The organism is Streptomyces sp. NPDC047525, assembly GCF_040643025.1.
Lineage (GTDB): Bacteria > Actinomycetota > Actinomycetes > Streptomycetales > Streptomycetaceae > Streptomyces > Streptomyces durmitorensis.
On sequence record NZ_JBEYTL010000008.1, the window covers coordinates 329,798 to 352,759 of the forward strand.

The following is a 22,962-nucleotide window of genomic DNA, read 5'->3' on the forward strand; positions in this document are numbered from 1 at the left end:
CACGGTGCCGGGCAGAATGGCGGGGTGAGCACCACCCCGCCGACCAGCCCGCGCCCCAGACTCCCGTCCCCGCTCCAGGAGCTCCGGGACGACCGGTTCACGCGGCACGGCCTCACCCTCGCACTCAAGCGGGACGACCTGATCCACCCGGATCTGCCCGGCAACAAATACCGCAAGCTCTCCCCGAACCTGGCCGCCGCCGTCGCAGCGGGACACGAGGTCCTGCTGACCTTCGGCGGCGCCTACTCCAACCACCTCAGGGCGACCGCCGCGGCGGGCCGCTTCCTCGGCATGGAAACGATCGGCGTGGTCCGCGGCGACGAACTCGCCGAGCGCCCCCTGAACCCGTCACTGACGCAATGCGCCGCCGACGGAATGCGCCTGCACTTCGTCGACCGGTCGACGTACCGCAGGAAGACCGACCCGGAGGTCCTGGCCGCCCTCCTGCGCGCGACCGGCGCCGGCCACCCCTACGTCATCCCCGAAGGGGGCAGCAACTCCCTCGCCGTACAAGGCTGCACGGCCCTGGGCGAGGAGCTGCGCGGCCACGCCCACACGGCGGCCGTGGCCTGCGGCACCGGCGGCACCCTGGCCGGAATGGCCGCGGGCCTCGCCCCGGACCAGCGCGCCCTCGGCATACCGGTGCTCAAGGGCGGCTTCCTCGGCCCCGAGATACGGGCGCTGCAAGAGCGGGCCTTCGGCGCACCCACCGCCAACTGGCACCTGGACGAACGCTTCCACTTCGGCGGCTACGCCCGTACGCCTCCCGAACTCACCGCGTTCGCAAACGACTTCGAGGACCGGCACGGTCTCCCCGTGGAGCGCGTCTACGTGGCCAAGCTCCTGTACGCGCTGACAGCCCTCTCCGAAGAGGGCGCGTTTGCCCCCGGCACCCAGGTCACCGCGGTGATCACGGCCACGGAGCCCGCGCCGCCCGCGGCTCAGTCCTCGACCTCCCGGTAGGCCGCGGCCTCCTCCAGGTCCAGCTTCCGCAGCAGCGTCCGCATCATCTCGTCGTCGATGCGCCGCTCGTCCCGCATCTTCACGAACACCTCCCGCTCGGCGGCGATCGCCTCACGGGTGAGCCGGCGGTAGGTGTCGTCCGCCGACTCCCCCGTCACCGGGTTGGGTTGACCGAGCCGTTCCCACACGGAGTTGCGCCGTCGCTCGAGGACGGTCCGCAGACGGTCCTGGAGGGGCTGTGGGAGGCAGTTGCGCTCGTCCTCCATGAGTTCGTCCACCCGCTGCTCCGCGGCCTGCGAGGCGGCGTTCTGCGCCTGCGCCTCCGCGAGTGTCTGAGCCTGCGTGTCCCGCCCCGGCAGCTTCAGGACCCGGATCAGCCACGGCAGCGAGAGCCCCTGCACGACCAGCGTGCCGATCACCGTGGTGAAGGTCAGGAACAGCACGAGGTTGCGCGCGGGAAACGGCTCCCCGTCGTCCATGACGAGCGGGATCGAGAAGGCGATCGCCAGGGACACCACGCCGCGCATCCCGGCCCAGCTGACGATCAGCGGCCGCCGCCAGTCCATGTCGCTCTCCCGCTCCTTGATGCGCGTCGACAGGAGCCTCGGCAGATAGGTCGCCGGATACGACCACACGAAGCGCGCGAGCACGACGAAGAAGAAGACCCCCAGCGCGTACCAGGCCACCTGTACGCCGCTGTACTCGCCGAGCCCTTCGACCACGAGCGGCAGCTGCAGGCCGATCAGCGCGAAGACCGCCGACTCCAGGATGAACGCGACCACCTTCCACACGGCGGCCTCCTGCAGCCGCGTCTCGAAGTCGACCTCCCAGGAGCGGTGCCCCAGGAACAGGGCGACGACGACCACGGCGAGCACTCCGGAGGCCCCGACCTGCTCGGCGGCGGCGTACGCGACGAAGGGGATCAGCAAGGAGAGGGTGTTCTGGAGCATCGCCTCCTTCATGTGCCGGCGCAGCCAGTGGATCGGCACCATGAGGATCAGCCCGACACCGACCCCGCCGACCGCGGCCATCAGGAACTCCCTGATCCCGCCCGCCCAGCTGGCGCCCTCGCCGACCGCCGCCGCCAGGGCGACCTTGTAGGCGGTGATCGCGGTCGCGTCGTTCACCAGCGACTCGCCCTGCAGGATCGTGGTGATCCGCGACGGCAGGCCCACCTTCCGCGCGATGGCCGTGGCAGCCACCGCGTCCGGCGGCGCGATCACCGCGCCGAGGACCAGCGCGGCGGTCAGCGGCAGGTCGGGGATCAGCAGATACGCGAGCCAGCCGACGGCGAGGGTCGCGAACAGCGTGTACCCGACCGAGAGCAGCGCCACGGGTCTGATGTTGGCGCGCAGATCCAGGTACGAGCTCTCCAGGGCCGCGGTGTGCAGCAGGGGCGGCAGGATCAGCGGCAGCACGATGTGCGGGTCCAGGTGGTAGTCCGGGACTCCCGGCACGTAGGCGGCGACGAGCCCGGCCGCGACGAGCAGCAGCGGTGCGGGCACCGGCGTCCAGCGCGCGGCTCCGGCCACCGCGGCACTCGCCGCGATCAGCGCCACCAGGGGCAATACGTCCATCGGTCCGGCCCTCCGAGATACCCGTTCCCGTCGTAACCTGGCAATCATGAATGAGTGCCCGCACGTCGCAGCGCTGCCTCACCCCGAGCCCGCGCCGCTGAGCGAGACCTGCCCCGAGTGCCTGGCCGTCGGCAGTCACCCGGTGCAACTGCGCCTCTGTCTGGACTGCGGGCATGTGGGCTGCTGCGACTCCTCGCCCTTCCAGCACGCGACGGCACACTTCAAGGACACCGGACACGCGGTGATGAGGACCTTCGAACCGGGTGAGAGCTGGCGTTGGTGCTTCGTGGACGGTTCGATCGTCTGAGGCCTGGGTACGTCAACCCGACGCCCGTACTCTCCAATTGGGACCGCGAGACCCCTAGCCACTCTCCGTACCCTTAGGCTTACTATGAGTGACAGCAACGGAGCGGGGTCCCCGGGACACGGAACTGGGGAGCGCGGTAGCGTCACCGCAGAACTACGTGGTGCGTTACCCGTGTGACGCAGTCCGGACCGCCGCTGGACGGCGGACCTGGAGCCCCGAAAGTGCTTGTACCACCTTGGAGGTGAGGGTGTCCCAGATCGCAGGCGAGCCCGGGAATCAGGACTTCGTCGAGGTCCGCCTTCCGGCTGCGGGTGCCTACCTGTCGGTGCTGCGTACGGCCACGGCCGGTCTCGCGGCGCGTTTGGACTTCACTCTCGACGAGATCGAGGACCTCCGCATCGCGGTCGACGAGGCCTGCGCGATCCTGCTTCAACAGGCCGTGCCCGGTTCGGTGCTCAGCTGCGTCTTCCGGCTCGTCGACGACTCCCTTGAGGTGACCGTCTCAGCACCGACCACCGATGGCCGGGCCCCGGAGCGGGACACCTTCGCCTGGACTGTGCTGTCCGCCCTCGCGGGTCAGGTCGACTCCACCGTGGCCGAGGACAACACCGTCTCGATCAGCCTCTACAAGAAGCGCGGCGCGGGACCCGGGCCGGCGTGAGGGACGGGGAGGGGCCGGTGCGGGACGAAGAGCGCGGCACACGTGGTCTGTCCGGTCGTCGGGGAGGAACACCGACGAGGGGGCGCGAGGCTCCGTCGGAGCCGGCGTTCACGGGCATCCCCGAGCAGCAGGCCAGGCCGCACCCTCAGGATCCGGAGCAGCCGGGTCCGTCGACTGTGGCCGATGCGTCGGAGCAGGCAGAGCCGACCGCCCAGGAGGAGCGCGCAAAGCCCTCCGCCCGGGGCGGCGCGCAACGGGCGGGATACATGAGCGAACACGGTGAGCAGCAGCACACCCGGCATAATCCGCAGGACCGCAGCGGTGCACGCGCGATGTTCATCGAGCTGCGCGAGCTGAAGGACGGCAGCCCCGAGTACGCGGAGCTGCGCAACCGGCTGGTCCGCATGCACCTGCCGCTCGTCGAGCACCTGGCCCGCCGTTTCCGCAACCGCGGCGAGCCCCTTGACGACCTGACGCAGGTCGCCACCATCGGCCTGATCAAGTCCGTCGACCGCTTCGACCCGGAGCGCGGCGTGGAGTTCTCCACGTACGCGACGCCCACGGTCGTCGGCGAGATCAAGCGCCACTTCCGCGACAAGGGCTGGGCGGTCCGGGTCCCGCGGCGCCTTCAGGAGCTGCGGCTCGCCCTGACCACGGCGACCGCCGAGCTGTCCCAGCTGCACGGCCGCTCCCCCACCGTGCACGAGCTCGCCGAGAAGCTGGGCATCTCGGAGGAGGAGGTCCTGGAGGGCCTGGAGTCCGCCAACGCGTACTCCACGCTGTCCCTGGACGTCCCGGACACGGACGACGAGTCCCCGGCGGTCGCGGACACCCTGGGCGCGGAGGACGAGGCCCTGGAGGGCGTCGAGTACAGGGAGTCCCTCAAACCGCTCCTGGAAGACCTTCCACCGCGCGAGAAGCGCATCCTGCTGCTGCGGTTCTTCGGCAACATGACGCAGTCGCAGATCGCACAGGAAGTCGGCATCTCCCAGATGCACGTCTCCCGGCTTCTCGCCCGCACACTCGCGCAGCTGCGCGAGAAGCTCCTCGTCGAGGAGTGACGAAGGAGCAGGCCGCCCCTCCTGGCCTGCTCCTTCGGGACGTCTCGTGCGGGACGGCTACTTCACGTCGTCCTGTACGTTCCCCGGGCCCTTGATGCCGAGCGCCTCGGTCGTGGCGGGGTTGACCAGCAGGACGAGCGCGGCCACCGCGACGGCGGCGAGCGCGATGCCTGCCGGGATGGCCATGCTGTCGGCCTGCAGCAGCTGCCAGGCCACCGGAAGCGCCATGATCTGCGTGATGATGGCGGGCCCCCGGCTCCAGCTGCGGCGGAGCAGGAGACCGCGGGCCGCGAGCAGGGGCAGGAGCGCGAGGACGATCAGCGTGATGCCGCCCGTCGTGGCCTGTTCCGGGTTGTCCGGGTCACCCGCGAGGCCCATCACGAGCATGTAGACACCGGCGGCGATGAGTGCGACGCCCTCCAGTGCGGCGAGGGCCGCGGCGGCCGTCAGACGTCCGGGACGCGGGCCTGGTTCCGGGGCTTCGGGGGTGGGGTTCCGCTCAGTACTCACCCTTGCAGCGTAGCTGTGCGTGTCCGCGCTCCGGGCCCCGGTCCGCACCCTCGGTCTAGGCCAGGTAAAGACCGCTAGGTACTCTGCTTCGCATGCGTGCACTCCTTGTGGTCAACCCAGCGGCAACCACCACCAGCGCGCGCACGCGTGACGTACTGATCCACGCGCTGGCGAGCGAGATGAAACTCGAGGCGGTCACCACCGAGTACCGCGGCCATGCCCGGGACCTCGGCAGACAGGCCGCTCAGAGCAAGGACATCGAGCTGGTCGTCGCCCTCGGCGGGGACGGCACGGTCAACGAGGTCGTCAACGGACTGCTGCACGACGGCCCCGCCCCGGACCGTCTGCCCCGCCTCGCCGTCGTCCCCGGCGGGTCCACCAATGTCTTCGCGCGCGCGCTCGGTCTGCCCAACGACGCGGTGGAGGCGACCGGCGCCCTGCTCGACGCGTTGCGTGAGGGAAGCGAACGGACAGTGAGCCTGGGCCACCTGTCGGGCACCCCCGGCACGGAGGATGAAGCCGTCCCCGGGCACTGGTTCACTTTCGCCGCCGGATTCGGCTTCGACGCCGGAGTGGTGGGCCGGGTCGAACAACAGAGGGAGCGCGGGAAGCGGTCCACCCATGCGCTGTATTTGCGCCAGGTGTTCCGTCAGTTCCTCGACGAGCCGCACCGCAGGCACGGAATGATCACGCTGGAACGGGCCGGCGAGGACCCGGTGACCGACCTCGTGCTCTCCATAGTCTGCAACACCTCTCCCTACACCTACCTGGGCAATCGCCCGATGTACGCGTCCCCGCAGGCCTCCTTCGACACGGGCCTGGACGTGCTCGGTCTGAAGAAGCTCTCCACCACCGCGGTGGCCCGGTACGGGACGCAGCTCCTGACGTCGACGCCCGATCGCGGACCACACGGCAAGCACGCGGTTACGCTCCATGACCTCACCGACTTCACCTTGCATTCGAAGGTGCCGCTCCCCCTTCAGATGGACGGTGACCACCTGGGGCTGCGCACGAGCGTGACGTTCACAGGCGTACGCCGTGCACTGCGTGTGATTGTGTGAGTAGAAGGGCCCAAAGTCCTTTCACTCGAACGTTTAGGCCAGGGTCCACCCCTTAGAAGTACGGCTGTGACCCAGTCGACACTGAGGAATCAAAAAAAACTTGCCGGAAGGGGTTGTATCCGCCGCCGAGGTTTGCGAATCTCTACATGGCGATCGGGACGGCCCGCAACATCGGCCCCACAGAGAGCCAGAACCCCCTCCTCAACTCATAGGACATCGTCGCGCATGTGACGAAAGTCCCTTCCGTTGTCGAGGGATTCGTGAAAGCGTTCACATTCACAAGCAACCTGCATGTAATACCAAGGAGAGGTAGCAGCCATGGACTGGCGTCACAACGCCGTTTGCCGCGAGGAAGACCCCGAGCTCTTCTTCCCCATCGGCAACACCGGTCCTGCGCTGCTGCAGATCGAGGAAGCCAAGGCCGTCTGCCGCCGCTGCCCCGTCATGGAGCAGTGCCTGCAGTGGGCGCTTGAGTCCGGCCAGGACTCCGGCGTCTGGGGTGGCCTCAGCGAGGACGAGCGCCGCGCAATGAAGCGTCGCGCCGCTCGCAACCGTGCACGCCAGGCAAGCGCCTGACGCTCACGCCCCCTACGAGCCTGAGCCCGGCGGCGCGTACAGCGAGTACGCATCTCCCGCCCCCGAGCCGCAGCCGCGCAGTACCCCCGATGCGCAACGCAACGTGAGCAGTGAGCCCCGGACCACTTCGGTCCGGGGCTCACTGCTTTGCATGTGCGGCTTCGGGCAGGCGATCTTCCTTGCCCCCGGCGCTACTTGTCGCCGCGCACCGGGATGTCGAGGACGACCTGCGTACCGCGCTCCGGGGCCCGCACCATGTCGAACGTGCCGCCCATCTCGCCCTCGACCAGGGTGCGGACGATCTGCAGGCCGAGGTTGCCGGAGCGGTGCGGGTCGAAACCGTCGGGCAGGCCGACGCCGTCGTCCTGGACGGTGATGAGCAGACGGGCGTCCTTGCTGGTGCCGCCGCGAACGGCCGAGACCTCGACCGTTCCGGTGTCGCCTTCCTGGAAGCCGTGCTCCAGGGCGTTCTGCAGAACCTCCGTGAGGACCATCGACAGCGGGGTCGCGACCTCGGCGTCCAGGATGCCGAAGCGTCCGGTGCGCCGGCCGGTGACCTTGCCGGGCGAGATCTCCGCCACCATCGCGAGGACGCGGTCGGCGATCTCGTCGAACTCCACGCGCTCGTCGAGGTTCTGGGACAGCGTCTCGTGCACGATGGCGATGGACCCCACGCGGCGCACGGCCTCTTCGAGCGCCTCGCGGCCGGTGGCGGAGTCGATGCGGCGCGCCTGGAGGCGCAGGAGTGCGGCGACCGTCTGGAGGTTGTTCTTCACCCGGTGGTGGATCTCCCGGATGGTCGCGTCCTTGGTGATCAACTCCCGCTCGCGACGGCGCAGTTCGGTGACGTCGCGCAGCAGTACGAGCGAACCGATGCGCGGGCCCTTGGGCTTGAGCGGGATCGCGCGGAGCTGGATCACGCCGTCGCCGCCCTCGATCTCGAACTCGCGGGGCGCCCAGCCGCTGGCGACCTTGGCGAGCGCCTCGTCCACCGGGCCGCGGGACGGGGCGAGTTCGGCGGTCGCCGTGCCCAGGTGGTGACCGACCAGATCGGCGGCGAGGCCGAGGCGGTGGTACGCGGAGAGGGCGTTCGGCGACGCGTACTGGACGATGCCGTCGGCGTCGAGGCGGAGCAGACCGTCGCCCACGCGCGGGGACGCGTCCATGTCGACCTGCTGGCCGGGGAAGGGGAAGGACCCGGCGGCGATCATCTGCGCCAGGTCAGACGCCGACTGGAGGTAGGTCAGCTCCAGGCGTGAGGGGGTACGCACCGTGAGGAGGTTCGTGTTGCGGGCGATGACGCCCAGGACGCGCCCTTCCCTGCGTACGGGAATGGACTCGACCCGCACCGGCACCTCTTCGCGCCACTCGGGGTCGCCCTCGCGCACGATGCGGCCCTCGTCCAGGGCGGCGTCGAGCAGTGGGCGGCGTCCGCGCGGGACGAGGTGGCCGACCATGTCGTCCTGGTAGGAGGTGGGGCCGGTGTTGGGCCGCATCTGCGCCACGGAGACATAGCGGGTTCCGTCGCGCGTGGGGACCCACAGCACGAGGTCGGCGAAGGAGAGGTCGGAGAGCAGCTGCCACTCCGAGACCAGCAGATGCAGCCACTCGAGATCAGAGTCACCGAGAGCGGTGTGCTGGCGGACGAGGTCGTTCATGGAGGGCACGTGTGCGAGCGTACCTGGCAGGTCCGGCGGGTCCGCTCGGGGCGATTCCCGACGAGCCGCGGCGCCAGGGCGGGACCCTCAACCCACCCACGGCACCGCAGCCCTTCAGGAACACCGACCACCGGAATGTGCGGTACCGGACGGTCGATCGGAGGATCCGACACGGTCAGGGCAGAGAGTGCCGGCTCCTCGGTCCGTCCTCCTGTGCGGGAAGGACGGATGCTTTACCAACGCATTGTGGACTAGACCATTCTCCTGTGTCTACGCGTCGGCAGATGTTTGTTGTTGTCTCTTTCTCTCACTTGTCGCCCGGCGGACTTCCGCCGTCCCTGCGGACTTATACCTCGGGCCAGACCCGCATGGCCAGCTCGGCGACCGCTTCCAGCTCCTGCCGGCTCGCGCCGTCGCGGGACTGCTGGGACATGCCCTGGAGCACGGCTCCGGTGTAGCGGGCCAGGGCGGGGGCGTCCGTGTGCGGGGGGAGCTCGCCCGTGGCGGTGGCGGCCCTGATGCGGCTCTCGATGGAGCTGATGTTGGCGTTGCGCCGGTCGCGCAGGGCGGCTTCGACCTCCGGCGTCGCGCAGTTCGTCGCGGCGTAGATGACGAGGCAGCCGCGGGGGTGCCCGTCTTCCGTGTACTTGTCCGCGGCCTCGCGCAGCATCCGTGCGACTCCGCCGCGGACGGTCGGCTCCTGCGCGAAGGCGCGCTCGCTGATGGAGCCGTGCGTCCGCCCGTACAGCACCACGACCTCCTCGAACAGTGACTGCTTGTCACCGAAGGCCGCGTACATGCTGGGGGCGCCGATGCCCATGGCCCGGGTGAGGTCCGTGACCGATGTCGCCTCGTACCCGTGCTCCCAGAAGGTGCTCAGGGCCTGCTCCAGTGCGGTCTCCCGGTCGAAGGAGCGGGGGCGCCCGCGCTGTTTCGTCGCCATGGAGTGAATTGTATAGCGGGCGCTAGAAAAACGGCCCGGGGTCGGCTACGGTTCTTTCTGTAACGACCACTAGAGAAATAGGGGGCGGCTCTCATGGGCGCGCTTGCGGGGAAGACGGCACTGGTCACGGGCGGAAGCCGCGGCATCGGGCGGGGCATCGCCGAGCGGCTCGGGCGGGACGGCGCACGGGTCGCCGTGCATTACGGCAGCAATGAGACGGCGGCGAAGGAGACGGTCACGGCGATCGAGGCCGCGGGGGGCTCCGCCTTCGCCTTCGGCACGGAGCTGGGCGTCCCCGGTGACGCCGACGCCCTGTGGACCGAGTTCGACCGGCACGCCGACGGCCTGGACATCCTGGTGAACAACGCGGGGATCGGGCTCTACAGCCAGGTGGGAGAGGTCCAGGAGGCGGATTACGACCGGGTGTTCGCAGTCAATGTGAAGGCGCCGTTCTTCGTCATCCAGAAGGGTCTCGACCGGCTGCGCGACGGCGGCCGGATCATCAACATCTCCTCGGGCGTCACCCGCATCGCCTTCCCGATCACGATCGGGTACTCGATGACGAAGGGCGCGCTGAATGTCCTGACGCACACCCTGGCGCAGGACCTGGGCCCGCGCGGAATCACGGTCAACGCGGTGGCGCCGGGGATCATCGAGACGGAGATGATGGAGGGGATTCCCGAGGCGCAGCGCTCCGAGATGGCCGGGTACTCGACCTTCGACCGCATAGGCCAGCCCGCGGACGTGGCGGACATCGTCAGCTTCGTCGCCTCCGACGACGCGCGGTGGATCACCGGCCAGTACATCGACGCGACGGGCGGCTCGGTGCTCGGGGTGTGACGCCCCGCGTCAGCGGGTCTCCGTGACCTTCGCCAGGGCGCGCGGGGCGTCCGGGTCCTGGCCGCGGGCGATGGTGACCTCGTGGGCGAGCAGCTGGAGCGGGATGATCTCCAGGATCGGCTGGAGCTCTTCCGGTACGCCATCGGTCGGCAGGACGAAACCGGCCGACGCCTGCTCGACCTGGGCCTTCGGGCCGACGACCACGAGATCGGCGCCGCGTCCGCGCAGGCGGTCGAGGACCGGTTGCAGGGCCTGCCCCCCTCTGCCGTCGGTGACGACCGCGATGACGGGCGAGATGTTGTCGACCATGGCGAGCGGGCCGTGCAGCAGGTCGGCCCCGGAGTAGGCGAGGGCGGGGATGTAGCTCGTCTCCATCAGCTTCAGGGCCGCTTCCTTCGCGGTCGGATAGCCGTAGCCGCGCGAGGTGATGACCATGCGGTCGGCGAAGCGGTAGCGGGCGGCGAGGGACGTGATCTCGGGCTGGCGGTCCAGGAGTTGAGCGGCGAGTCCGGGCAGTGCGGTGGCGGCGGCGCCGTCGCCGCCGCGCAGTCCCTCGACGAAGAGATAGAGGGCCAGGAGGGATGCCGTGTAGGTCTTCGTGGCGGGGAGCGCCTTCTCCGGGCCGGCCTGGATGTCGATGTGGTGCTCGGAGACGGCGGCCAGGGCCGAGTCGGGGTTATTGGTCACCGCGAGGGTGATCGCGCCGGCCTCGCGGGCCGCTCGGGTCGAGGCCACCAGGTCGGGCGAGCCCCCGGACTGGCTGACGGTGACGGCGAGGACGTCCCTCAGGTCGGGCTTGGCTCCGTAGGCGGTGATGGTGGACATGGAGGTCAGGCCGCAGGGAACACCCAGACGGACTTCGAGGAGGTACTTGGCGTAGAGAGCGGCGTGGTCGGAGGTGCCGCGTGCGGTGAGGAGGACGAAGCGGGGCTTCTTGGCGGCGACCAGCCGGGCGGTCTCCTGGATCTCCGGGGCGCCGGTGCGCAGGAGGCGGCGCAGGACCTCGGGCTGCTCGGACATCTCCCGGGACATGATCCGGCCGGGCTGCTCGCTCTGCGGGGCCGTTGGCATGGCGGTCATGCCTCCCACTTTCCCCGCTCGGGGCGTGGCTTGCTCGACGGGCGGGGGCGGGCCGGAGAGCCGAGCATGGAACGCGGGAACCGAAGCCGGAACCGAAGCCGGAACCGAAGCGAACCGAAGTGAACCGAAGCCCGGGAACCTGGGGCCTGGGCGGGCCAGCTCTGCTAGATTGGTCTATACCACATTGTCCCCCGTGGGTCCTCTCCAGACCCGTGAGTCCCCTCTCCAGATCGGCAGGCCCAGCGTGGAAGTTGTCATCGTCCCGGACGCCAAGGCAGGCGGCGAGCTCATCGCGGAGGCCATGGCCGCCTTGGTGCGCCGTAAGCCTGACGCCCTGCTCGGTGTCGCCACCGGATCCACCCCGCTGCCCATCTACGAAGCCCTTGCCGCCAAGGTCGGCTCCGGTGCCGTGGATGCCTCGCGGGCGCGGATCTGCCAGCTCGACGAGTACGTGGGGCTGCCCGCCGGGCACCCCGAGTCGTACCGCTCCGTGGTGCTGCGCGAGGTCGTCGAGCCGCTGGGGCTCAGCGAGAAGTCCTTCATGGGGCCCGACGGCAGCGCGCAGGACGTGCAGGCGGCCTGCGAGGCGTACGACCAGGAGCTCGCGGCGGCCGGTGGCGTGGACCTCCAGCTGCTCGGGATCGGCACGGACGGGCACATCGGGTTCAACGAACCGTGCTCCTCGCTCGCCTCGCGCACGCGGATCAAGACGCTGACGGAGCAGACGCGGGTGGACAACGCGCGGTTCTTCGACGGGGACATCGAGCAGGTGCCGCACCACGTGATCACGCAGGGCATCGGGACGATCCTCGAGGCCCGGCATCTGGTGCTGCTCGCCACGGGTGAGGGCAAGGCGGACGCGGTGGCCGCGACGGTGGAGGGACCTGTCGCCGCGGTTGTTCCGGCTTCGGCCCTGCAGTTGCACCGGCATGCGACGGTCGTCGTGGACGAGGCCGCTGCCTCCAAGCTGAAGCTTGGGGAGTACTTCCGGGCGACGTACGCGGCCAAGCCTGCTTGGCAGGGGCTTTAACCGGACCCCTGGGCCTTGCGCGAAGGTGCCGGGGCGCCCCCTGCTGGGGGCGCCCCGGCACCTTTTTGTTTGCGGCCACACCTGCGGGTGCGTGGGGGCTTGGCGGGCAGTTCCCCGCGCCCCTTATGGGGCGCTCCTAGGCGCCCGTGATCACCTCTGCCGCCGCCAGGCCGCAGACCCTTGCCGCGCCGTGTGTGGCGATGTGCAGGGAGCCCGTCGGGGGTGACTGGGGGACGCCCATCTCGACCACGATCGTGTCGGGGCGGGCGCTCAGCAGGGTGTTCAGGGACTCCGCCATCCACGCGTGGCGGTGGGCGTCGCGGACGACGGCCACGATCCGCCGCTCCCCCGCCTCGGCCAGCGCGAGCGCACCCGCGTCCGCGCCGGTGAAGCTGCCCGTCTGTGTGCCGGGGAGCAGGCGTTCCAGCTCCGCGGCCACGCCCCACGGGGTCTCGTCGCCCACCGCGATGTTGGCCATCGGGGTGAAGGCGGCGACGAACGGAGCTTCGGTGAGCGGGGCGGTGTAGGACTCGCCCCGGGTGACCGTCAGGGCGCGGCGGGCCGCGACCAGACCGATCTCGGTGCCGGGCGCGCCCCCCGAACGGTCGGCCGCGCCCGGCACCGAGGTCCAGTGGGCCAGCGCCCGCACACGCGTGGCCGCGTCGGCGAGGCGCTCCTCGGAGAGCTCGCCCGTGCGGACGGCGGCGACCAGCGCGTCCCGCAGGCGCAGGACCGTCTCGTCGTCCGCGAGGCCGCCGCCCACGCAGATCGCGTCGGCGCCCGCGGCGATGGCGAGGACGCTGCCGCGCTCGATCCCGTACGTGGCGGAGATGGCCTGCATCTCCATGCCGTCCGTGACGATGAGGCCGTCGAAGTTCAGCTCCTCGCGCAGGATGCCCGTCAGGATGCGGCGCGAGAGCGTCGCCGGGTACTCCGCGTCCAGGGACGGCACGAGGATGTGCGCGCTCATCACGGCACGCGTGCCCGCGGCGATCGCGGCCCGGAACGGCGCGAGGTCGCGGGCGCGCAGGGTCTCGGGGTCGACGCCGATGCGGGGCACGTCGTGGTGCGAGTCGACCGCGGTGTCGCCGTGCCCCGGGAAGTGCTTGGTGCAGGCGGCGACGCCCGCGGACTGCAGCCCCTCGACGTACGCGGCGGTGTGCCGGGCCACCAGGAGCGGATCCGCGCCGAAGGAACGTACGCCGATGACGGGATTGTCCGGGTTGGAGTTGACGTCGGCGGACGGCGCCCAGTTGAGGTTGACGCCGCACGCGGCGAGCCGGCGGCCGAGCTCGGCGGCCACGTCACGGGTCAGTGCCGTGTCGTCGACCGCGCCGAGCGCGTGGTTGCCGGGGAAGGAGGAGCCGGAGCGGACCTCCAGGCGGGTCACGTCACCGCCCTCCTCGTCGATGGCGACCAGGACGTCGTCGCGCTCGGCGCGCAACTGGGCCGTCAGTGCGGCCAGTTGTTCGGGCGAGGCGATGTTGCGGCCGAACAGGCCGACGGACGCGAGGCCTTCACCGATCCTGCGGAGCAGCCAGTCCGGTGCGCTGGTCCCGACGAAGCCGGGCTGCAGGACGGTCAGGGCGTCGCGGGTCAGGGTGTCGGTGGGGCGGGTGAGTGTCGTCATGTGGCGTGTTATCCCTTCACGGCGCCGTCGGTCAGACCGCTGACGGCCCTGCGCTGCAGGAAGACGAAGAGGACCAGGATCGGGATGGCGAAGAGCGAGGCGGCGGCCATGGTGGCACCCCAGTCGTCGCCGAAGGCGGTCTGGAATCCGGACAGCCACACCGGCAGGGTCTTGGCTTCCGCCTCCTTGTTGAGGACAAGGACGAGCGGGAATTCGTTCCAGGCGGTGATGAATCCGAAGAGCGAGGTTGACATCAGACCCGGGGCGAGCAGCGGCAGGATCACGCGGCGGAACGCCTGCATCCGGGAACAGCCGTCCACCATCGCCGACTCCTCCAGCTCACGCGGCACCGCGGCGACGAAGCCGCGCAGCGTCAGGAGCGTGAAGGGCAGGATCATCACCATGTAGAAGAGGGTGAGCGGGACCAGGCTGTTCAGCATGTCGGCGTCGCGCACGATCATGTAGATCGCGATGACCATGACTTCCCAGGGCGCCATCTGGGCCAGCATGAAGCCGATGATGAAGCCCTTGCGGCCCTTGAACCGCATCCGGGCGAGCGCGAACGCCGACGCGAGGCCGATGATCAGCGAGAAGACCACGGCGAGCACCGTGACGGTGAGGGAGTTGCCGACCATCGTCCAGAAGTGGTCGGCCTGCACGGCCGTCTTGAAGTGCTCGAACGTCGCGTCGGTCGGGAACCACACCGGGTCCTCGCTGATGATGTCGCCGGTCGGCTTGAAGGCCGTGGCGAACATCCAGTAGACCGGGAAGACGAAGCCGATGAAGAGCACGACGGCCACCGCGTTGGGCCAGATCCGTCGGAACCTCGACGAAGCAGTGCGCGTCACAGCTCGTCCTCCTCTTGCTTGAGCACGATCCGCAGGTAGAAGGCGGTCAGGGCCAGCAGGATGACGATGGTGAGCAGCGCGATCGCCGCACCCATGCCGAAGTGCTGGTTGCCCATGCCCTCGATGTAGGCGTAGACGGGCAGGATCTCGGTGAGCCGGTCGGGTCCGCCCTCGTTGAGCGCGAAGACCTGCGCGAACGCCTTGAAGACCCAGATGATCTCGAGGAACGTCGTCGCGTAGAGGAAGGGCTTCATGTACGGGAGCGTGACGTTCGTGAACCGCTTCCACGCGCCGGCGCCGTCCAGGGAAGCGGCTTCGTAGAGCTCCTTGGGGATCGTCGTCGTCGCGGCGTAGAGGTTGATCGCCACGAAGGGGATCGACTGCCAGACGATCAGGACGATGACCACGAAGAAGGTGGAGTACTGGCTGCCCATCCAGTCGTACTCGGCCATCGAGTGCCAGCCGGCCTTGTCGAGGACCCAGTTGACGACACCGAAGCGCGTCGCGAACAGCCACTGGTAGACGGTCGTCGACGCGATGATCGGCATCGCCCAGGCGAGCACGAGTCCGACCAGGAGCAGCGTCCGCATCCGCTTGCCGAGCCGCGCGAGCAGCAGGCCCACCAGCGTGCCGATCACCATGATCAGTACGACGTTGACCGCGGTGAACGCGATCGAGCGTCCTGTGACCCGCCAGAAGTCCTCGCCGGAGAGGACCTCCTTGAAGTTGTCGATCCCGTTCCACTCCGTGAGGTGCAGGATGAACTGCCTCATGTTGAGGTTCTGGAACGACAGGACCCCGTTGTTGACCAGCGGCCAGCCGAGGAACACGAGCGTGGCCGCGAGCGCGGGAAGCAGTAGCAGGTAGGGCGCGAGCGACCGGGCCCGCTCGCGGGGCTTGCCGGGATCAGCCGGCCGTCCGTCCGTTTTCACGACGTCCGTCGGGCCGGAGGGCGGCCGTTCGGTCTGCACGGTCATGCTCGCCATCTCTTTCGTGGGCATCGCGGAACGCAGCGCTGTGCCGGGGCAGCGGGCCCGGGGGCGGGTGACACCCCGGGCCCGAAGTCCCCGGCAGGAGCGCGTCCTTACTGCTTCTGCGACAGGCGCTTGTTGAACTCGCCCTCGACCTGCTTGGCGGCGTCGGCGTTCGACTTACCGTTCAGCACGGCGGTCATGTAGTTCTTGATCGGGTTCGGCGGGTTCTCCACCGCGGCCCACTCCGGGATCAGCGGCGTGGTGCCGCCGCCGGCGGTGGCGGGGGCCATGGCCTCGGCGGCCGGGTTGCCCTTGAGCTGGGCCTCCAGGGACTGCTTGTTCGGGATGACGCCGCCTTCCTTGGCGAGCGCACCCTCGAACTTGTCGTTCAGCGCGATCTTCAGGAACTCCTTGGCGAGCTCCTGCTTCTTGCTGGTCGCGGCGACGGCGAGGTTCGAGCCGCCGAGGAAGACGCCCTCGGGCTTGTCGGCCGTGGCACCGGGGATGGTGAAGTAGCCGATGTTGTCCTTGAACTTCTTGTCCTTGCTGGCCTCGATCGCGGTCGCGGCCTCCCAGCTCATGCCGATGAAGGCGCCGGTCTTGCCCTTGGCGAAGACCTCGGCCTGCTGCGGGGTGGCCTCGTCCTTGTTCTTGGGGGCCTTGGAGAGGTCCGCGAACTCCTTGTACGTCTTCATGGCCTTGGCGACCTTGGGGTCGGTCAGGTTGGAGACGTACTTGTCGCCGTCCTTCTTGACCAGTTCGGCGCCCTCACCGATGGTCAGGCCGACGAAGTGGTACCAGTTCTGGCCCGGCAGGTAGATCGGCTCGGCGTCCGTCTTGGACTCGATCGCCTTGAGGTCCTTGAGGAACTCGGCGCGGGTCTTGGGCGTCTCCTTGATGCCGGCGTCGGCCCAGACCTTCTTGTTGTAGATCACCACGCGGTTCAGGACGAACCACGGAGCTGCGTACTGCTTGCCGTCCACGACCGAGGACTTGTTGATCGACTCGGTCCAGTCGGCGCCGAGCCCTTCCTTGAGGTCGCTGAGGTCGGCGAGGCCGCCGGTCTTGGCGTACGCGGCGGTCTGGGTGTTGCCGATCTCGAAGACGTCCGGCGGGTTCTCCTCGGAGAGGGCCGTGGTCAGCTTCTGCTGGATGCCGTTCCACTGCTGGATCTCGAGATTCAGCTTGGCGCCGGTCTTCTTCTCGAAGGCGGCCTTGACGTCCTTGGTCCAGCCCTCGGGCGTGGAGCCGTCCATCGCCCAGAGCGTCAGGGTCTCCCCCTTGAAGCCGTCCGCCCCGGCCTTCTTGTCGTCGCTGTCGTCGCTGCCACAGGCCGCGATCGAGACCAACATGCCCGCGACACCGATGGCCGCTATGAGCTTGCGCTTCACGTCACCCTCCTCAAGGGATGCCAGTCAACCCCCCACCCGCAGCGACCAATAGGACCGAGATCTGCCCGTGGGACTGGAACCTGGTCTTTAATGGTGTAGACCAGTACGGGGAGCTTGGCCTAGACCTTTAGGGGTGTCAAGGGTGTATAAGAAGGGCTGTCAGGTCCGTTATCGGACCGACACCTGAGCGGGCACAGTCCGCCCAGCCCGGTACGTGCCACGATGTGAGCCGCGACAGACGGAGGAGCCGGTGACGGCAGCAGCACAGGAGCCGGGAAGGCAGAGCATGGGCACAGACGCGGGCAGTACGGGAACCGACGCGGGCGCGTCCTCGGCCACGGACACCGGGGCGGCCACGGGAGTCGGCCGCACCGCGCGCGTGCCCAAGTACTACCGCCTGAAGCGCCACTTGCTCGACATGACGGAGACGCTGCCGCCCGGCACCCCGGTCCCCCCGGAGCGCACCCTGGCCGCCGAGTTCGACACCTCGCGCACGACGGTGCGCCAGGCCCTTCAGGAGCTGGTCGTCGAGGGCCGCCTGGAGCGGATCCAGGGCAAGGGCACCTTCGTGGCCAAGCCCAAGGTCTCCCAGGCGCTCCAACTCACCTCGTACACCGAGGACATGAGGGCCCAGGGCCTCGAACCCACCTCGCAGCTCCTGGACATCGGGTACATCACCGCCGACGACACCCTCGCCGGACTGCTCGACATCTCCGCGGGCGGCCGGGTGCTCAGGATCGAGCGGCTTCGCCTGGCCAACGGCGAGGCGATGGCCATCGAGACCACGCACCTCTCGGCCAAGCGCTTCCCCGCCCTGCGCCGCTCGCTGGTCAAGTACACCTCGCTCTACACGGCACTCGCCGAGGTGTACGACGTCCATCTCGCGGAGGCCGAGGAGACGATCGAGACCTCGCTCGCCACGCCGCGCGAGGCGGGCCTGCTCGGCACGGACGTCGGCCTGCCGATGCTGCTCCTGTCCCGGCACTCCCTGGACGGCGGCGGCCAGCCGGTGGAATGGGTCCGTTCGGTCTACCGCGGCGACCGCTACAAGTTCGTTGCCCGCCTCAAGCGCCCCACGGAGTGACTTGCCACCGCGGACACTGATCCCCTTCGGGGGTCTGGCGCAGATCACCGTGCTGCTCTACGTTCCTCCCGTCATCGCATGATGAACGGGAGGACGACCCGGTGCGCTCAGCGAATCCCCGATCCATCGTCATCTGGACCCTCGTCGCGCTGGTGGGCGCCGCGGGCTGGACCGTGCTCGCGCTCTCGCGCGACGAGGAGGTGTCGGCCGCCTGGATGGTGGCCGCGGCCGTCGGCTCGTACGCGATCGCCTATCGCTTCTACTCGAAGTTCATCGTCCATCGCGTCCTGAAGGTCGACAAGAACCGGGCCACTCCCGCGGAGCGCCTGGACAACGGCATCGACTTCCACCCGACCGACCGCCGCGTCCTGCTCGGCCACCACTTCGCGGCCATCGCGGGCGCGGGACCGCTCGTGGGGCCCGTACTGGCCGCGCAGATGGGGTACTTGCCGGGCACGATCTGGATCATCGTCGGCGTGATCTTCGCGGGCGCCGTGCAGGACATGGTCGTCCTCTTCTTCTCCACGCGGCGTGACGGCAAGTCGCTCGGCCAGATGGCGCGCGAGGAGATCGGCCCCTTCGGCGGGGCCGCGGCGCTGCTCGCCGCCTTCGCCATCATGATCATCCTGCTCGGGGTGCTCGCGCTCGTCATCGTCAACGCGCTCGCGGACTCGCCGTGGGGCACCTTCTCCATCGCGATGACCATTCCGATCGCGCTGTTCATGGGCTTCTACCTGCGGATCCTGCGGCCAGGCCGGGTCAGCGAGGTCTCCCTCATCGGGATCACCCTGCTCCTGATCGCGCTCGTCGCCGGGCGCTGGGTCGCCGAGTCGTCCCTCGCGGACACGTTCACGCTCGCGCCGTCGACGCTGGTCATCTGGCTGGTGGCGTACGGATTCATCGCCTCGATCCTGCCGGTGTGGATGCTGCTCGCGCCGCGCGACTACCTCTCCACGTTCATGAAGATCGGCACGATCCTGCTGCTCGCCATCGGCGTCGTCGTCACGCTGCCGACGCTGAAGATGGACCCGGTGACCGACTTCGCCTCGCGCGGCGACGGGCCCGTCTTCGCGGGATCGCTCTTCCCGTTCGTCTTCATCACCATCGCCTGCGGGGCCCTGTCCGGCTTCCACGCGCTGATCTCTTCGGGCACGACGCCGAAGATGGTCCAGAAGGAGACGCAGATCCGGATGATCGGCTACGGCTCCATGCTGATGGAGTCGGCGGTCGCGGTCATGGCGCTGGTCGCGGCGAGCATCATCGACCCGGGGCTCTACTTCGCGATGAACGCGCCCGCGGGCGTCATCGGGGACAACGTCCAGGCCGCGTCCCAGGCCGTCGCCGGCTTCGGGTACTCCATCTCCCCCGAGGACCTGGCGCAGGCCGCCAAGAACGTCGAGGAGTCCTCGCTGCTCTCGCGCACCGGTGGCGCGCCCACGCTCGCGGTCGGTGTCTCCGAGATCTTCTCAAAGGTCACCGGCGGCTCCATGAAGGCGTTCTGGTACCACTTCGCGATCATGTTTGAGGCGCTGTTCATCCTGACCGCGCTCGACGCGGGCACGCGCGTGGGCCGCTTCATGCTGCAGGACATGCTCGGGAACGTCTACAAGCCCTTCAAGAGGGTCAGTTGGAAGCCCGGACTCATCATCACGAGCGCGGTCGTCACCGGCCTGTGGGGCTACTTCCTGTGGGTGGGCGTGCACGAGCCGCTCGGCGGGATCAACCAGCTCTTCCCGATCTTCGGCATCTCCAACCAGCTCCTGGCCGCGGTCGCGCTCGCCGTCTGCACGACGCTCCTGGTGAAGTCCGGACGCCTCAAGTGGGCCTGGATCACCGGGATCCCGCTGGCCTGGGACGCCACGGTCACACTCACCGCGAGCTGGCAGAAGGTGTTCTCCAGCGATCCGCGCGTCGGCTTCTTCAAGCAGCGCTCGATCTACCAGGACGCGATCGACGACGGGAAGATCCTGCCGCCCGCCAAGTCCATGGACGACATGCACACCGTCGTCACCAACTCCACGGTGGACGGCGTCCTTTCGGCGGCGCTCGCCCTGCTCATCGTCATCGTGATCGCGGACGCGGCCCGGATCTGCGTGAAGCACGTCCGCAACCCGCAGTCGTCCAGGCTGAGCGAGGCGGAGTACGTCGAGTCGAAGCTGACCGCGCCGGCCGGGCTCATCCCGACCCAGGAGGAGAAGGCGGAACTGGCCGCGGCCGAAACGAAGGTCACCAGCGATGCGAAGGCCCCGTCATGACATGGGTGCTTCGCGGACTGCGCTGGGTGCGGTGGTACGCACGGGAGTTGACCGACGAGTCCGCGTACGACCGTTATGTCGCGCACACGCGGAAGACGCATCCCGGGGCATCCGTCCCTTCCCGGAGGGAGTTCGAGCGAATGCGGACGGACCAACAGGAGTCAGACCCCAGACAGGGGTTCCGCTGCTGCTGAGCAGGCACATCACTGCGTCCGGTATCCGGACGGGGGTTCCATAGATCAATACTCTCGCTTAGATTTCCCGCACGTTAAAGGTGGGATAAGCGAGGGAGCGGAGCCGCGAAGTGTCAGATGCGCCTGAAGTGAGCAGACCGGTGGTCACGCCGGTCCGCGTGGTCATTGCCCTCTGTCTCGTCGCGCCGTTCGTGGCGATGCTCTGGGTGAGCTCCTACGCGAAGGTCGAACCGACCTTCATCGGCATCCCGTTCTTCTACTGGTACCAGATGCTGTGGGTGCTCATATCCACCGCTCTCACCATGATCGCGTACAAACTGTGGCAGCGTGACCAGCGCGCCCGCAAGGCCGAGCAGGCCCAGGGGGGTGCGACCCGATGAACGAGCTCGCAGCGGACACGGGCGGCGTCAACGGCATCGCCCTCGCCGTCTTCATCTTCTTCTTCGCCGCCGTCACGGCGATGGGCTTCCTGGCCGCACGCTGGCGCAAGGCCGAGACCGAGAGCCTGGACGAATGGGGCCTGGGAGGCCGCTCGTTCGGCACCTGGGTCACGTGGTTCCTGCTCGGCGGCGACCTCTACACCGCTTACACGTTCGTGGCCGTCCCGGCGGCGATCTACGCGGCGGGCGCGGCCGGCTTCTTCGCGGTGCCGTACACGATCCTCGTCTACCCGCTGATCTTCACCTTCCTGCCGCGCCTGTGGTCGGTGTCGCACAAGCACGGTTACGTGACCACCTCGGACTTCGTGCGCGGCCGCTTCGGCTCCAAGGGGCTCTCGCTGGCCGTCGCGGTCACCGGCATCCTCGCCACGATGCCGTACATCGCGCTCCAGCTGGTCGGCATCCAGGCCGTGCTCGACGTCATGGGCGTCGGCGGCGGCCCCGACACCAACTGGTTCATCAAGGACCTGCCGCTCCTGATCGCGTTCGCGGTGCTCGCCGCGTACACGTACTCGTCGGGTCTGCGCGCCCCCGCGCTGATCGCGTTCGTGAAGGACGGCCTGATCTACCTCGTCATCGCCGTCGCGATCATCTACATCCCGATCAAGCTCGGCGGCTTCGACGAGATCTTCCAGGCGGCGAACGACAAGTTCTCGTCGGCGAACGAGGCCGCGGGCAAGCCGGTCGCGGGCCTCGCGCCGGGCCATGCCGGGCAGTGGACCTACGCCACGCTCGCGCTCGGCTCCGCGCTCGCGCTGTTCATGTACCCGCACTCGATCACGGCGACGCTCTCCTCCAAGAGCCGCAACGTGATCCGCCGCAACACCACGATCCTGCCGCTCTACTCGCTGATGCTGGGCCTGCTCGCGCTGCTCGGCTTCATGGCGATCGCGGCCGGGGTGAAGGTCGAGAACGGGCAGCTGGCGATCCCGCAGCTGTTCGAGACGATGTTCCCCGACTGGTTCACCGGCGTCGCGTTCGCGGCGATCGGCATCGGCGCGCTCGTGCCGGCCGCCATCATGTCCATCGCGGCCGCGAATCTCTTCACCAGGAACATCTACAAGGACTTCATCAAGCCGGACGCGACACCGCAGCAGGAGACCAAGGTCTCCAAGCTGGTCTCGCTGCTCGTGAAGGTCGGCGCGCTCGCCTTCGTCCTCACCATGGACAAGACGGTCGCGATCAACTTCCAGCTCCTGGGCGGCATCTGGATCCTGCAGACCATGCCCGCGCTGGTCGGCGGCCTGTTCACGCGGTGGTTCCACCGCTGGGCGCTGCTCGCGGGCTGGGCGGTCGGCATGGTCTACGGCACGGTCGCCGCGTACGGCGTCGCGTCGCCGACGCAGAAGCACTTCGGCGGCTCGTCCGACGAGATTCCCGGCATCGGCGAGATCGGCTACATCGGCCTCACGGCGTTCGTCCTGAACGTGGTGGTCACCGTGGTCATGACCTTCGTCCTGCGCGCCATGAAGGCCCCTGACGGCATCGACGAGACCTCTCCCGGGGACTACACCGCGGACGCGGGCGACCCGGGTGTCGTTCAGGAGCTGCCGCCGGCCACGGCCGGGGCGCCTGCCGGGCACTGAGCCCTTCCCTCACACCGATCAGCACGCCAGGCGGGCCGCCGGAGGAATCCGGCGGCCCGCACTTGTGTGTGTGGTACGCAGTGCCGACACAAGATGTGGGGCTGCTTCTCAGAGCCAGCACAAGATGTATGCTCGTGCTCGCTGTCGCCGCAGGGGAATCCGGTGCAAGTCCGGAACTGTCCCGCAACGGTGTATGAGTACGCATTTGTCGTGCTCACGAGTCCGAAGACCTGTCGACAGTGCGCCCGTTCCGACCGGTCCGGGTGCCAACGACGTCCGGGCCTCGTGGAATG

22 protein-coding genes and 1 riboswitch are annotated in these 22,962 nt (G+C 68.9%); of the genes, 13 read left to right on the top strand and 9 right to left on the bottom strand.

The features are described 5' to 3' along the window. Positions 1 to 24: 24 nt before the first annotated feature. A complete protein-coding gene (locus tag ABZ833_RS25015; protein ID WP_361050257.1) occupies positions 25 to 963 on the top strand; it encodes a pyridoxal-phosphate dependent enzyme in 939 nt (312 codons plus the stop codon). Here the strand turns inward: ABZ833_RS25015 and ABZ833_RS25020 are convergent. Continuing rightward, positions 942 to 2,540, bottom strand: coding sequence for a Na+/H+ antiporter (locus ABZ833_RS25020; RefSeq protein ID WP_361050260.1), 1,599 nt, complete (start codon positions 2,538 to 2,540; stop codon positions 942 to 944). The two genes, ABZ833_RS25015 and ABZ833_RS25020, sit on opposite strands and share 22 nt — an antisense overlap. Before the next feature lie 46 nt (positions 2,541 to 2,586). Between ABZ833_RS25020 and ABZ833_RS25025 the strand changes: the two genes are divergently transcribed. The 3 genes from ABZ833_RS25025 to ABZ833_RS25035 all read left to right on the top strand — a co-directional run bounded on the left by ABZ833_RS25025 (position 2,587) and on the right by ABZ833_RS25035 (position 4,569). Next, positions 2,587 to 2,847 carry a UBP-type zinc finger domain-containing protein gene (locus ABZ833_RS25025; protein WP_160507162.1) on the top strand — a complete coding sequence of 87 codons (261 nt, stop codon included), beginning with the start codon at positions 2,587 to 2,589 and terminating at the stop codon, positions 2,845 to 2,847. 247 nt (positions 2,848 to 3,094) lie between these two features. Then, positions 3,095 to 3,508 (top strand): anti-sigma regulatory factor, encoded by a 414-nt coding sequence (locus ABZ833_RS25030; RefSeq protein WP_030780840.1) that lies wholly within the window; start codon positions 3,095 to 3,097, stop codon positions 3,506 to 3,508. Next, on the top strand, positions 3,505 to 4,569 hold the full coding sequence (locus tag ABZ833_RS25035) for an RNA polymerase sigma factor SigF (RefSeq protein WP_249587829.1): 1,065 nt from the start codon (positions 3,505 to 3,507) through the stop codon (positions 4,567 to 4,569). Before ABZ833_RS25030 ends, ABZ833_RS25035 begins: the two co-directional genes overlap by 4 nt. A gap of 57 nt (positions 4,570 to 4,626) precedes the next feature. Here ABZ833_RS25035 and ABZ833_RS25040 read toward each other — a convergent pair whose 3' ends face one another. Continuing rightward, on the bottom strand, positions 4,627 to 5,079 hold the full coding sequence (locus ABZ833_RS25040) for a hypothetical protein (protein WP_361050265.1): 453 nt from the start codon (positions 5,077 to 5,079) through the stop codon (positions 4,627 to 4,629). Positions 5,080 to 5,171: 92 nt separating this feature from the next. Between ABZ833_RS25040 and ABZ833_RS25045 the strand changes: the two genes are divergently transcribed. Further along, positions 5,172 to 6,140, top strand: coding sequence for a diacylglycerol kinase family protein (locus ABZ833_RS25045; RefSeq protein ID WP_249587831.1), 969 nt, complete (start codon positions 5,172 to 5,174; stop codon positions 6,138 to 6,140). Positions 6,141 to 6,458: 318 nt separating this feature from the next. Beyond that, the gene (locus ABZ833_RS25050) at positions 6,459 to 6,716 is read left to right on the top strand and encodes a WhiB family transcriptional regulator (RefSeq protein ID WP_016639615.1); all 258 of its coding nucleotides are present in this window, start codon (positions 6,459 to 6,461) and stop codon (positions 6,714 to 6,716) included. 191 nt (positions 6,717 to 6,907) lie between these two features. On the opposite strand, the gene ABZ833_RS25055 is transcribed toward ABZ833_RS25050, so the two are convergent. Beyond that, positions 6,908 to 8,374, bottom strand: coding sequence for a PAS domain-containing sensor histidine kinase (locus ABZ833_RS25055; RefSeq protein WP_249592843.1), 1,467 nt, complete (start codon positions 8,372 to 8,374; stop codon positions 6,908 to 6,910). Between the two features lie 346 nt (positions 8,375 to 8,720). Next, the gene (locus ABZ833_RS25060) at positions 8,721 to 9,317 is read right to left on the bottom strand and encodes a TetR/AcrR family transcriptional regulator (RefSeq protein WP_361050269.1); all 597 of its coding nucleotides are present in this window, start codon (positions 9,315 to 9,317) and stop codon (positions 8,721 to 8,723) included. A 93-nt stretch (positions 9,318 to 9,410) separates the two neighbouring features. Between ABZ833_RS25060 and ABZ833_RS25065 the strand changes: the two genes are divergently transcribed. Next, complete coding sequence (locus ABZ833_RS25065; RefSeq protein ID WP_361050272.1) at positions 9,411 to 10,157, top strand: SDR family oxidoreductase; 747 nt, start codon at positions 9,411 to 9,413, stop codon at positions 10,155 to 10,157. Positions 10,158 to 10,166: 9 nt separating this feature from the next. On the opposite strand, the gene ABZ833_RS25070 is transcribed toward ABZ833_RS25065, so the two are convergent. Continuing rightward, the gene (locus ABZ833_RS25070) at positions 10,167 to 11,237 is read right to left on the bottom strand and encodes an SIS domain-containing protein (RefSeq protein ID WP_361050275.1); all 1,071 of its coding nucleotides are present in this window, start codon (positions 11,235 to 11,237) and stop codon (positions 10,167 to 10,169) included. A gap of 244 nt (positions 11,238 to 11,481) precedes the next feature. Between ABZ833_RS25070 and nagB the strand changes: the two genes are divergently transcribed. After that, the gene (gene nagB, locus ABZ833_RS25075) at positions 11,482 to 12,267 is read left to right on the top strand and encodes a glucosamine-6-phosphate deaminase (protein WP_249592844.1); all 786 of its coding nucleotides are present in this window, start codon (positions 11,482 to 11,484) and stop codon (positions 12,265 to 12,267) included. A gap of 136 nt (positions 12,268 to 12,403) precedes the next feature. On the opposite strand, the gene ABZ833_RS25080 is transcribed toward nagB, so the two are convergent. The 4 genes from ABZ833_RS25080 to ABZ833_RS25095 form a co-directional block, all read right to left on the bottom strand. Continuing rightward, positions 12,404 to 13,897: a glycoside hydrolase family 3 protein gene (locus ABZ833_RS25080; RefSeq protein ID WP_361050279.1), complete on the bottom strand. Its 1,494-nt coding sequence runs from the start codon at positions 13,895 to 13,897 to the stop codon at positions 12,404 to 12,406. An 8-nt stretch (positions 13,898 to 13,905) separates the two neighbouring features. Next, complete coding sequence (locus ABZ833_RS25085) at positions 13,906 to 14,712, bottom strand: carbohydrate ABC transporter permease (protein WP_361050815.1); 807 nt, start codon at positions 14,710 to 14,712, stop codon at positions 13,906 to 13,908. 29 nt (positions 14,713 to 14,741) lie between these two features. After that, entirely contained in the window at positions 14,742 to 15,722 is a 981-nt protein-coding gene (locus ABZ833_RS25090; RefSeq protein ID WP_361050282.1) for a sugar ABC transporter permease, read from the bottom strand. Positions 15,723 to 15,829: 107 nt separating this feature from the next. Further along, positions 15,830 to 17,110: an extracellular solute-binding protein gene (locus ABZ833_RS25095; protein ID WP_361050285.1), complete on the bottom strand. Its 1,281-nt coding sequence runs from the start codon at positions 17,108 to 17,110 to the stop codon at positions 15,830 to 15,832. Between the two features lie 286 nt (positions 17,111 to 17,396). Here ABZ833_RS25095 and ABZ833_RS25100 point away from each other — a divergent pair, with 286 nt between their 5' ends. From ABZ833_RS25100 to mctP, 5 genes are all read left to right on the top strand, one after another. Continuing rightward, positions 17,397 to 18,194 (top strand): GntR family transcriptional regulator, encoded by a 798-nt coding sequence (locus tag ABZ833_RS25100; RefSeq protein WP_361050288.1) that lies wholly within the window; start codon positions 17,397 to 17,399, stop codon positions 18,192 to 18,194. A 101-nt stretch (positions 18,195 to 18,295) separates the two neighbouring features. Then, positions 18,296 to 20,449, top strand: a complete 2,154-nt coding sequence (locus ABZ833_RS25105; RefSeq protein WP_361050291.1) for a carbon starvation CstA family protein — start codon at positions 18,296 to 18,298, stop codon at positions 20,447 to 20,449. Beyond that, the gene (locus ABZ833_RS25110) at positions 20,446 to 20,643 is read left to right on the top strand and encodes a YbdD/YjiX family protein (RefSeq protein WP_160507150.1); all 198 of its coding nucleotides are present in this window, start codon (positions 20,446 to 20,448) and stop codon (positions 20,641 to 20,643) included. The genes ABZ833_RS25105 and ABZ833_RS25110 overlap by 4 nt, the downstream gene beginning before the upstream one ends. A 110-nt stretch (positions 20,644 to 20,753) precedes the next feature. Continuing rightward, positions 20,754 to 21,023: a DUF3311 domain-containing protein gene (locus tag ABZ833_RS25115; RefSeq protein WP_361050295.1), complete on the top strand. Its 270-nt coding sequence runs from the start codon at positions 20,754 to 20,756 to the stop codon at positions 21,021 to 21,023. Then, a complete protein-coding gene (gene mctP / locus ABZ833_RS25120) occupies positions 21,020 to 22,669 on the top strand; it encodes a monocarboxylate uptake permease MctP (RefSeq protein WP_361050298.1) in 1,650 nt (549 codons plus the stop codon). The genes ABZ833_RS25115 and mctP overlap by 4 nt, the downstream gene beginning before the upstream one ends. A 153-nt stretch (positions 22,670 to 22,822) precedes the next feature. Then, positions 22,823 to 22,900: riboswitch (cobalamin riboswitch) on the top strand. The last annotated feature ends 62 nt before the right edge of the window (positions 22,901 to 22,962 follow it).